This window comes from Nocardia sp. NPDC005978, assembly GCF_040614455.1.
Classification (GTDB): domain Bacteria; phylum Actinomycetota; class Actinomycetes; order Mycobacteriales; family Mycobacteriaceae; genus Nocardia.
The window spans coordinates 19,853-27,330 of the sequence record NZ_JBEXUS010000107.1; the positions used below are offsets into that span (position 1 = coordinate 19,853).

7 protein-coding genes are annotated in these 7,478 nt (G+C 72.6%); 3 read left to right on the forward strand and 4 right to left on the reverse strand.

The annotated features are described in order from the left end of the window. The first annotated feature begins 40 nt into the window (after window positions 1–40). The gene (locus ABZ319_RS32715) at window positions 41–1,648 is read left to right on the forward strand and encodes an alkaline phosphatase D family protein (protein ID WP_354990404.1); all 1,608 of its coding nucleotides are present in this window, start codon (window positions 41–43) and stop codon (window positions 1,646–1,648) included. Between the two features lie 159 nt (window positions 1,649–1,807). On the opposite strand, the gene cbiE is transcribed toward ABZ319_RS32715, so the two are convergent. Both cbiE and ABZ319_RS32725 read right to left on the reverse strand, forming a co-directional pair. Further along, entirely contained in the window at window positions 1,808–3,064 is a 1,257-nt protein-coding gene (cbiE, locus tag ABZ319_RS32720; protein WP_354990405.1) for a precorrin-6y C5,15-methyltransferase (decarboxylating) subunit CbiE, read from the reverse strand. Beyond that, complete coding sequence (locus ABZ319_RS32725) at window positions 3,061–3,822, reverse strand: SDR family NAD(P)-dependent oxidoreductase (protein WP_354990406.1); 762 nt, start codon at window positions 3,820–3,822, stop codon at window positions 3,061–3,063. The genes cbiE and ABZ319_RS32725 overlap by 4 nt, the downstream gene beginning before the upstream one ends. A 44-nt stretch (window positions 3,823–3,866) precedes the next feature. On the opposite strand from ABZ319_RS32725, the gene ABZ319_RS32730 reads away from it, so the two are divergent. Both ABZ319_RS32730 and ABZ319_RS32735 read left to right on the forward strand, forming a co-directional pair. After that, entirely contained in the window at window positions 3,867–4,295 is a 429-nt protein-coding gene (locus ABZ319_RS32730; RefSeq protein WP_354990407.1) for a PPOX class F420-dependent oxidoreductase, read from the forward strand. A 170-nt stretch (window positions 4,296–4,465) separates the two neighbouring features. Next, on the forward strand, window positions 4,466–4,909 hold the full coding sequence (locus ABZ319_RS32735) for a hypothetical protein (RefSeq protein ID WP_354990408.1): 444 nt from the start codon (window positions 4,466–4,468) through the stop codon (window positions 4,907–4,909). Between the two features lie 289 nt (window positions 4,910–5,198). On the opposite strand, the gene ABZ319_RS32740 is transcribed toward ABZ319_RS32735, so the two are convergent. Both ABZ319_RS32740 and ABZ319_RS32745 read right to left on the reverse strand, forming a co-directional pair. Next, window positions 5,199–6,329, reverse strand: coding sequence for a Xaa-Pro peptidase family protein (locus tag ABZ319_RS32740; protein ID WP_354990409.1), 1,131 nt, complete (start codon window positions 6,327–6,329; stop codon window positions 5,199–5,201). A 243-nt stretch (window positions 6,330–6,572) separates the two neighbouring features. Beyond that, window positions 6,573–7,478: phospholipase domain-containing protein (locus ABZ319_RS32745; protein WP_354990410.1), on the reverse strand; the 906-nt coding region annotated here is incomplete at its 5' end.

Consider the following 7,478-nt stretch of genomic DNA (forward strand, 5'->3'; position numbering starts at 1 on the left):
CCGCGCCCCGGCCCGGCAGTTCGAACTACCCTCGATCCGTATGGCTGAGCTAGTTCTGGGACCGGTGTTGCGGCACGTCGACTCGACGTCGGCGACCGTGTGGGTGGAGACCGACTCCCCGTGCGAGGTGGGGATTCTGGGGCGGCACGGGAGCACGTTCCAGGTCGGCGAGCAGCATTTCGCACTGGTGGTCGTGGACGGGCTGACGCCGGGCGAATCGGTGGAGTACGAGGTCGCGCTCGACGGGGAGCGGGTGTGGCCGGAGGCGGGATCGGAGTTCCCGCCGTGCCGGATACGGACGCGTGAGGTCCGGACCCTGCTGTTCGGATCGTGCCGGGCGGCCAAGGCCACGCCGGGCGTGCTCGAGGCGGATCGGGTGGGCCCGGATGCACTGGACGCGTACGCCTTACGGATGATGGAGCGGCCCGAGACCGAGTGGGCGGACGCGTTGATCCTGCTCGGCGACCAGGTGTACGCCGATCAGCCGACACCGCAGCTGCAGGAGTGGCTCACGAGCCGGCGGGCGGGCGCCGAGCCCGCCGAGGAGGTGGTCTCGTTCCGGGAGTACGCGGAGCTGTACCACGAATCGTGGAGCGACCCGGAGATCCGGTGGCTCATGTCCACCGTCGCCACCTCGATGATCTTCGACGATCACGACGTGCGCGACGACTGGAACACCTCGCGGGCCTGGCGGGAGCAGATGGCCGAGAAGCCCTGGTGGAGTGAGCGAATCCGGGCCGGGCTGGCCTCGTACTGGGTGTATCAGCACCTGGGGAACCTGAGCCCGGTGGAGCTGGCCGGCAACGAGCTGTACCTCGAGGTCAGCAAGTCCGGCGGGGACGTGCGGGGGCTGCTGGAGGACTTCGGGGCGCGGGCCGATCTGGAGGCGGACGGGCGCAAGCCGGCGCGGTGGAGCTACCGGCGCGACTTCGGCCGAATTCGACTGCTGGTCATCGACACTCGCAGCGGGCGCATTCTGGACGGCCGCCGGCTCATGGTCGGGGAAGAGGAATTCGAGTGGATCGAGGCGAACGCGGCCGGTGACTACGATCATCTGCTGATCGGATCATCGCTGCCGTGGCTCATGCCGCACGCGCTCAGTCACCTGCAGTCGCTCAACGAACGCGCGGCGAGCCTGCCCGGCCGGCGCGGCCGCCTCGGCGAGAAGTTCCGGCAGGCAGCCGATCTCGAGCACTGGCCCGCGTTCCGATCCTCGTTCGTGCAGCTGTCCACGCTCATTCACCGGCTCGGCCGGGTACCCGATCCGCCCAGCACCATCTGCGTGCTGTCCGGCGACGTGCACCACAGCTACGCCGCCCGCGCGGACTACGACCCGCCCACCGAATCCCAAGTGCTGCAACTGGTGTGCTCGCCGGTGCACAACGACCCGCCGAAGATCTTCCGGCCCATGTTCGCGCTGTCCTGGGCGCGCCCGCTCGCCGCGGCGCTGCGCCGGCTGGCCAGACACCGTGGCATCTCGGCGGATCCGCTGCGCTGGGAGAAGATCAGCGGCCCGCACTTCGGCAATTCCATCGGCTCGCTGCACATTTCCGGGCGCACCTGCCGGTTCGAGCTGGAGACGGCGCTGCCGGGCACCGGGCTGCATCGGGTGACGGAACTGGAGTTCCCCGCACCCGCGCCGCGGTAGCCGAACCCCGCGACGGTGCACGCCGGCCCGGCCCGGCGTTCGCACGGCCGGGCACCGCAATCACGTGGCGCACGAGGCCGGGGGCGAAAGGCCGCACCGGCACAACGCCGCCGCCACTCGCGGCGTACCGCACCCCGGCCGGCTCCCCGGCGGACCGGGCTACGAAACCGAGCCCGGGACTTCGGTTTTCACCACCGACCACTGCGTCACGGGCAGTTGTGGACGCCAGGAGGTGAACCCGCCCAGCGGTTCGGCGCGGTAGACCTGGAACCGGCGCAGCGTGCCGCCGTGGCGCGCGGCCAGCAGCGTCAGCTGGGCCTCGGATTCGGCGGTCACCGCGTTGGCGACCAGTCGCCCGCCCATCGGCAGCCGATCCCAGCAGGCCGCGAACAACCCGGCGCCGGTCAGGCCGCCGCCGATGAAGATCGCCTGCGGGGCGGGCGAATCGCCGAAGGACTCGGGCGCCGCGCCGAGCACCTCGATCCCGGGAACGCCCAGGGCCGCGGCGTTCTCGGCGATCTGCTTGCGGCGGCTCTCCGCGCGCTCGAAGGTGATCGCCCGGCAGGACGGGTGGGTGCGCGCCCATTCGATGGCGATGGTGCCCGAACCACCGCCCACGTCCCACAGCAGTTCGCCGGGCGCCGGGGCCAGGGCACTCAGGGTCAGCGCGCGGATCTCGTGTTTGGTGAGCTGACCGTCCCCGGCGTAGACATCGTCGGGCAGACCGGGCACCCTGGTCAGCCGCGGCGCGCCCGGATCGTGGACGCATTCCACGGCGACGATATTGAGCGCGTCCCCCGCCGCCCGCTCCCACGTCGCGGCCACGCCGGTCGCCAGCGCCTCGTCCGGGCCGCCCAACTGCTCGAGCACCGTCAGCCGGGACTCCCCGAAACCGTTGCGCGCCAGCAGTTCCGCGAGCCGGCCCGGGGTGTGCTCATCGGAGCTGAGCACGAGCAGCCTGCGCCCGTGCGCCAGCTCCGGCAGCACCGTCTCCACTCGCCGCCCGACCGCGCTCACCACCGGCGTCTCGGCCAGCCCCCAGCCCAGGCGCGCGCACGCCAGCGCGGCCGAGGACGGTTGCGGCAGCACCCGCAGCGCGGCGGCGCCCACCAGCCGGGCCAGCGTCGCGCCGATGCCGAAGAACATGGGGTCGCCGCTGGCCAGCACGCACAGGCGAGCACCCGCGAACCGCGCCAGCAACCCGGGCAGCGCCGGGACCAGCGGCGAGGGCCACGACACCCGGTCGGCGGCGCTCTCGGCCGCCGGGATCAGCGCCAATTGCCGCTCCGAACCCAGCAGCACCTCGGCCGCGCCGATCTCCCGGCGCGCGGGCCCGCCGAGCCCGTCCCAGCCGTCGGCTCCGATCCCGACCACCGCGATCGGGTGCGGGCCGCCCCAGGACGCGGCACCCGTCATCGCGGGGCCCGCCGCCACAGGAAGCGCGGGGTCAGATGGATCGCGCCGAACACCAGCCGCAGCCGGCGCGGCACCACGACCAGTCGTGCGCGCCGGTACAGGCCCGCGACCACCGCGTCGGCCACCTGATCGGGGGTGCTGGACAGCGGGGCGGGCTCCATGCCCGCGGTCATCCGTCCGATGACGAAACCCGAACGCACCAGCAGCAGGTGAATCCCGCTGCCGTGCAGCGCATCCTGCAACCCGCTGGCGAATCCGTCGAGCCCGGCCTTGGCCGAGCCGTACACGTAGTTGGCGCGGCGCACGCGCACCCCGGCAATCGAACTGAAGACCACGATCTGCCCGTTGCCCTGGGCGCGCAGCAGATTGGTGAGGCTGGTGAGGATATTGACCTGCGCCACGTAGTCGACCTGCACCACCGCGACCGCGTGCGCGGCGTCCTCCTGCGCGCGAGCCTGATCGCCGAGCACGCCGAACGCCAGCACGCTCACCCCGATGGGACCGTGCTCGGCCACCACTTTCTCCAGCAGCGCCTGATGCGAGCCGAGGTCGTCGGCGTCGAATTCCACGCAGTGCACCGCGGCGGCCTCGGACAGCCCGAGCTCGCGCCGCTGCCAATCGAGGTCGTCGCTGCGCCGGGCGGCGAGAATCACCGTGCGCCCGGGCGCGAGCCTGCGCGCCACCTCCAAACCGATTTCGCTGCGACCGCCCAGCAACAGCACGACGCCTGCATCGACGTCCCGCGATCCGAATGCCATGGCTGACAGTCTGCCATCCGGAGCACATTGCTAGCGTCGAGATCATGCCGAGCACCGAGACCAGCCCCGAACTCTCGCCCGCCGCCGCCGAATTCGTGACCGATCGCCATCTCGCGACCCTCACCACGCTGCGCGCCGACGGCACCCCCCACGTGGTCGCGGTGGGCTTCACCTGGGATCCCGAGGCCGGCATCGCCCGGGTCATCACCAACGACGGCTCGGTCAAGGTCCGCAACGTGCGCCGCTCGGGCTACGCCGCGGTCAGCCAGGTCGACGGCCCGCGCTGGCTCACCCTCGAGGGCCCCGCCACCGTCCTGAGCGAACCCGCCGCGGTCGCCGAGGCGGTGGACCGTTACGCCGCCCGCTACCGCGTCCCCCGCGAGAACCCGACCCGCGTGGTGATCGCGATCCAGGTCAGCCGCGTCCTGTCCAGCAGCGTCTTCAAGCCGGGAGCCGCGGCCCCGGGCCACTGAGCACGGCGACAGGATAGCCGCACCCACCCGTCCGATAGGACGAACAGGCCGCAACGGACATGTGCGCCATGCCCGTTCGGGGCGACAGCGGCCCGGCGAATCGCGGCACGAGCGACCGATTCGGCGGGGGATCCCGCCGAATGTCGGCGCGGGTACGTATCGTCCAAGGCATGACCGACATCGCCCCCTTGGCCGCGTTCGCTCGGGCGAAGTTCGGCGACCCCGGCGTGCACGCCATCGTCCGCAACGGCCGCACCGTGCACGCGGTCGAACTCGGCAAGTGGATCGGCGCGGAGGAAGTCCCCGAACTGCTGTGCCGCACCGGCGTCGCCGGCTGGTCCCCCTCGGCCCTGCAACCCACCCGCGCGGGCGTGACCTGCGTCCGCTGCCTGCGCAGCCTCAACACCGACATCGAAGCGATGTCCCCCCAGCTGTCCCTGTTCGGCCGCGACTGGCAGTCCGGCCAACTGACCCTCGGCCCCGACTTCCCCGAGCCGGTCCCCGTCGCCGATATTCCCGCCGACGACCCGGACCCTGACGAATCTCCCCGTGCGACACCCGCTTTCGAGGACATCCCGTTCCCTGAGCTGGACACCGACCCGTCGCTGTTCTGACCCGCCTACCCGCCCGCACTGCGGCAGGTCCCGCGCGTTCGGCGAACTCCGCGAGACCCGTAACCCGGGCGAGGCCAACGTCCGGGCGGCACGCATGAACAACGCGGCACCGCATCCGATGCCGAGGCAGACCTAGTTCGCACGCCGGAACAACACGCCCCGACAAGCGATGCTGACGCCCACTGGTCAACAGGCCCGAACCACCTCAGACGGTGCCAGGCCGCGCGGGCGCTCGATCAACAACGCGGCCCCGGCGTCCGACGCCGGGGCCGCGTGTCGTTTGCCCGAACTACGGCAGGCGGGTCAGGCCGTGGGGGCGTTTGTTGAAGGACTCGCAGCCGTCGGCGGTCACGACCACGATGTCCTCGATCCGGGCGCCCCATTCGCCGGAGAAGTAGATGCCCGGCTCGATGCTGAAGGCCATGCCCTCGGTCAGGACCAGGTCGTTGCCCGCCACGATGTAGGGCTCCTCGTGCACCGAGAGGCCGATGCCGTGGCCGGTGCGATGCACGAAGTATTCGGCCAGGTCCGCGGCGGCGAGCAGGTCGCGGGCGGCGGCGTCGACCGACTCGGCGGTCACGCCGGGGCGGACCGCGGCGACGGCGGCGGCCTGGGCGCGCTCGAGCTCGGCGAACTGCGCGGCGACCTCCTCCGAGGGTTCGCCCAGGATGTAGGTCCGGGTCGAATCGGAGAAGTAGCCGGGCTCCACGGGGCCGCCGATGTCGATGACGACGATGTCGCCGTCCTCGATCACCCGGTCGGACACCTCGTGATGCGGGTCGGCGCCGTGCGGGCCGCTGCCGACGATGACGAACGCGGCCCGGGTGTGGCCCTCCGCGACGATGGCGGCGGCGATGTCCGCGCCCACCTCGGCCTCGGTGCGGCCCGCGCGCAGGAACTCGCCCATGCGGGCGTGCACCCGGTCGATGGCCGCGCCGGCCCGGCGCAGGGCCTCGATCTCGCTGGGGTCCTTGAGCATTCGCAGTTCGCGCAGCACCGAGGTCGCCGACACCGGGACCCGGCCCAGGCGATCGGCGATGGGCAGCAGGTGCAGGGCGGGCATCGCGTCGTCCACCGCGGTCCGCGCGCCCGCGTTCAGCACCGACTTCACCAGGCCGTACGGGTCGACGCCGTCCACCCAGTCCACCACCTGCAAACCGAGCTCACCGGCCGCCGAAGCGCCCAGCGAGGCCAGCTCGAGCTTGGGAATGATCACCGACGGCGTCGCGCCCGAGGCGGGCACCACCAGACAGGTCAGCCGCTCGAACGACTGTGCGCGCGACCCGATCAGATATTGCAGATCCGGGCCGGGGGTGATGAGCAGCGCGTCCAGGTGGGCGGCGCGGGTCAGTTCCGCCGCCCGCTCCAGTCGCGCTCCGTAGACGTCCGCTGAGAATCGTGACTCGCCGTGAGAGCTCATGTCCCCCGACGTTACCCGCTGCGCCGTTCCCGCTCGCACCGGTCACCACCCGCGCGCCCCGCCCGAGTCGGCTCCCGCACCGATCGGCCTGCGCCGATGCCACTTCGGGGCAACCGGGGCCCGTGGACGACCGATCCCTCCCCCGGCCACAACGCGTCGCGGCGGGCCTTCCCACGGCGTTCCGGCGCGGCACGCGGCAACAGCGCTCCGGCGAGGACGACCGTGGTCCGGCGCGGCCGCTTCCTACAGCACGCGGAAACGCACCGGATGCGCCAGCGACCGGCCCGCGTCGTTGAGGTGATGCAGCATGTAGGCCCCGGCGGGGAGCGCGCCCTCGACCGGCAACACCACTTCCGCACGCAGGACCCCGGCGGGCAGGGGCAGGGTGCGCAGCGGCGGCGTGGTGGGAGGCTGCCACACCGTGGCACCCGGGTCCGGATACACCGCGAGCCGGTGCCCGTCGGCCGCCTCGGCGAGCGCGTAGCTCACCACGAGCGCCCGCCCCGCCTCGTACATCGACCGGTCCAGCAGCAGCCGATCGAAGGGCGCGGCGTCGTCGGCGGTGCGCCCGCGCGCCCCGGTCTCCACGAAACCCCGTGCGCGCCGCAGGAATCCGGCGTCGACATCGCAGGTGACGGACAGGTCGTACCAGCCCGCGCCCACGTCGTCGCCCGCGCAGTCCAGGGTCCACCCGCGCGCCTCCCCCGCGGGCACCCGCACCCGCCAGGGACCGTCGGCCCGGTAGGCGTTGGCCACGACCACGAACTCCGCCGCCCCCGATCCGGTGTTGGCGAACGCGAATTCGACCGTGTGCGAACCCGATACCGCCGCCGCGGCGTCCACCTCCAGCGCACCACCCGGCGCGCCGAGGTCACCCGCCCAGCGCCGCTGGAAACCGTCGGCCCCGTACACGCTGTAGTCGTAGCGCCCGCCGGGGGCGGGAAAGTCCCGGGCCACCTCGCCGCCGGCCCCGACGTCGAAGCGCTCGGGTGTGAAGTTCTCGGCGAAGGCGTTGGGGTGCACGGTGTAGTGCGTGCACGCCGTTCCCCGGTTGCCGAGCGTCACGGCCAGCGTGCCCGCGGCCCGCTGCCCGCGTGCCCGCGCACCGAGCCGATAGGGCAGCGGCACCCGCGCCGCGCTGCCGGAATC

Excerpts from the sequence above, each read along its gene's own strand:
- ABZ319_RS32735 (WP_354990408.1), top strand. The coding sequence starts at position 4,466 with ATGACCGACATCGCCCCCTTGGCCGCGTTCGCTCGGGCGAAGTTCGGC.
- ABZ319_RS32725 (WP_354990406.1), bottom strand. The coding sequence starts at position 3,822 with ATGGCATTCGGATCGCGGGACGTCGATGCAGGCGTCGTGCTGTTGCTG.
- ABZ319_RS32715 (WP_354990404.1), top strand. The coding sequence starts at position 41 with ATGGCTGAGCTAGTTCTGGGACCGGTGTTGCGGCACGTCGACTCGACG.
- ABZ319_RS32740 (WP_354990409.1), bottom strand. The coding sequence starts at position 6,329 with ATGAGCTCTCACGGCGAGTCACGATTCTCAGCGGACGTCTACGGAGCG.
- cbiE (WP_354990405.1), bottom strand. The coding sequence starts at position 3,064 with ATGACGGGTGCCGCGTCCTGGGGCGGCCCGCACCCGATCGCGGTGGTC.
- ABZ319_RS32730 (WP_354990407.1), top strand. The coding sequence starts at position 3,867 with ATGCCGAGCACCGAGACCAGCCCCGAACTCTCGCCCGCCGCCGCCGAA.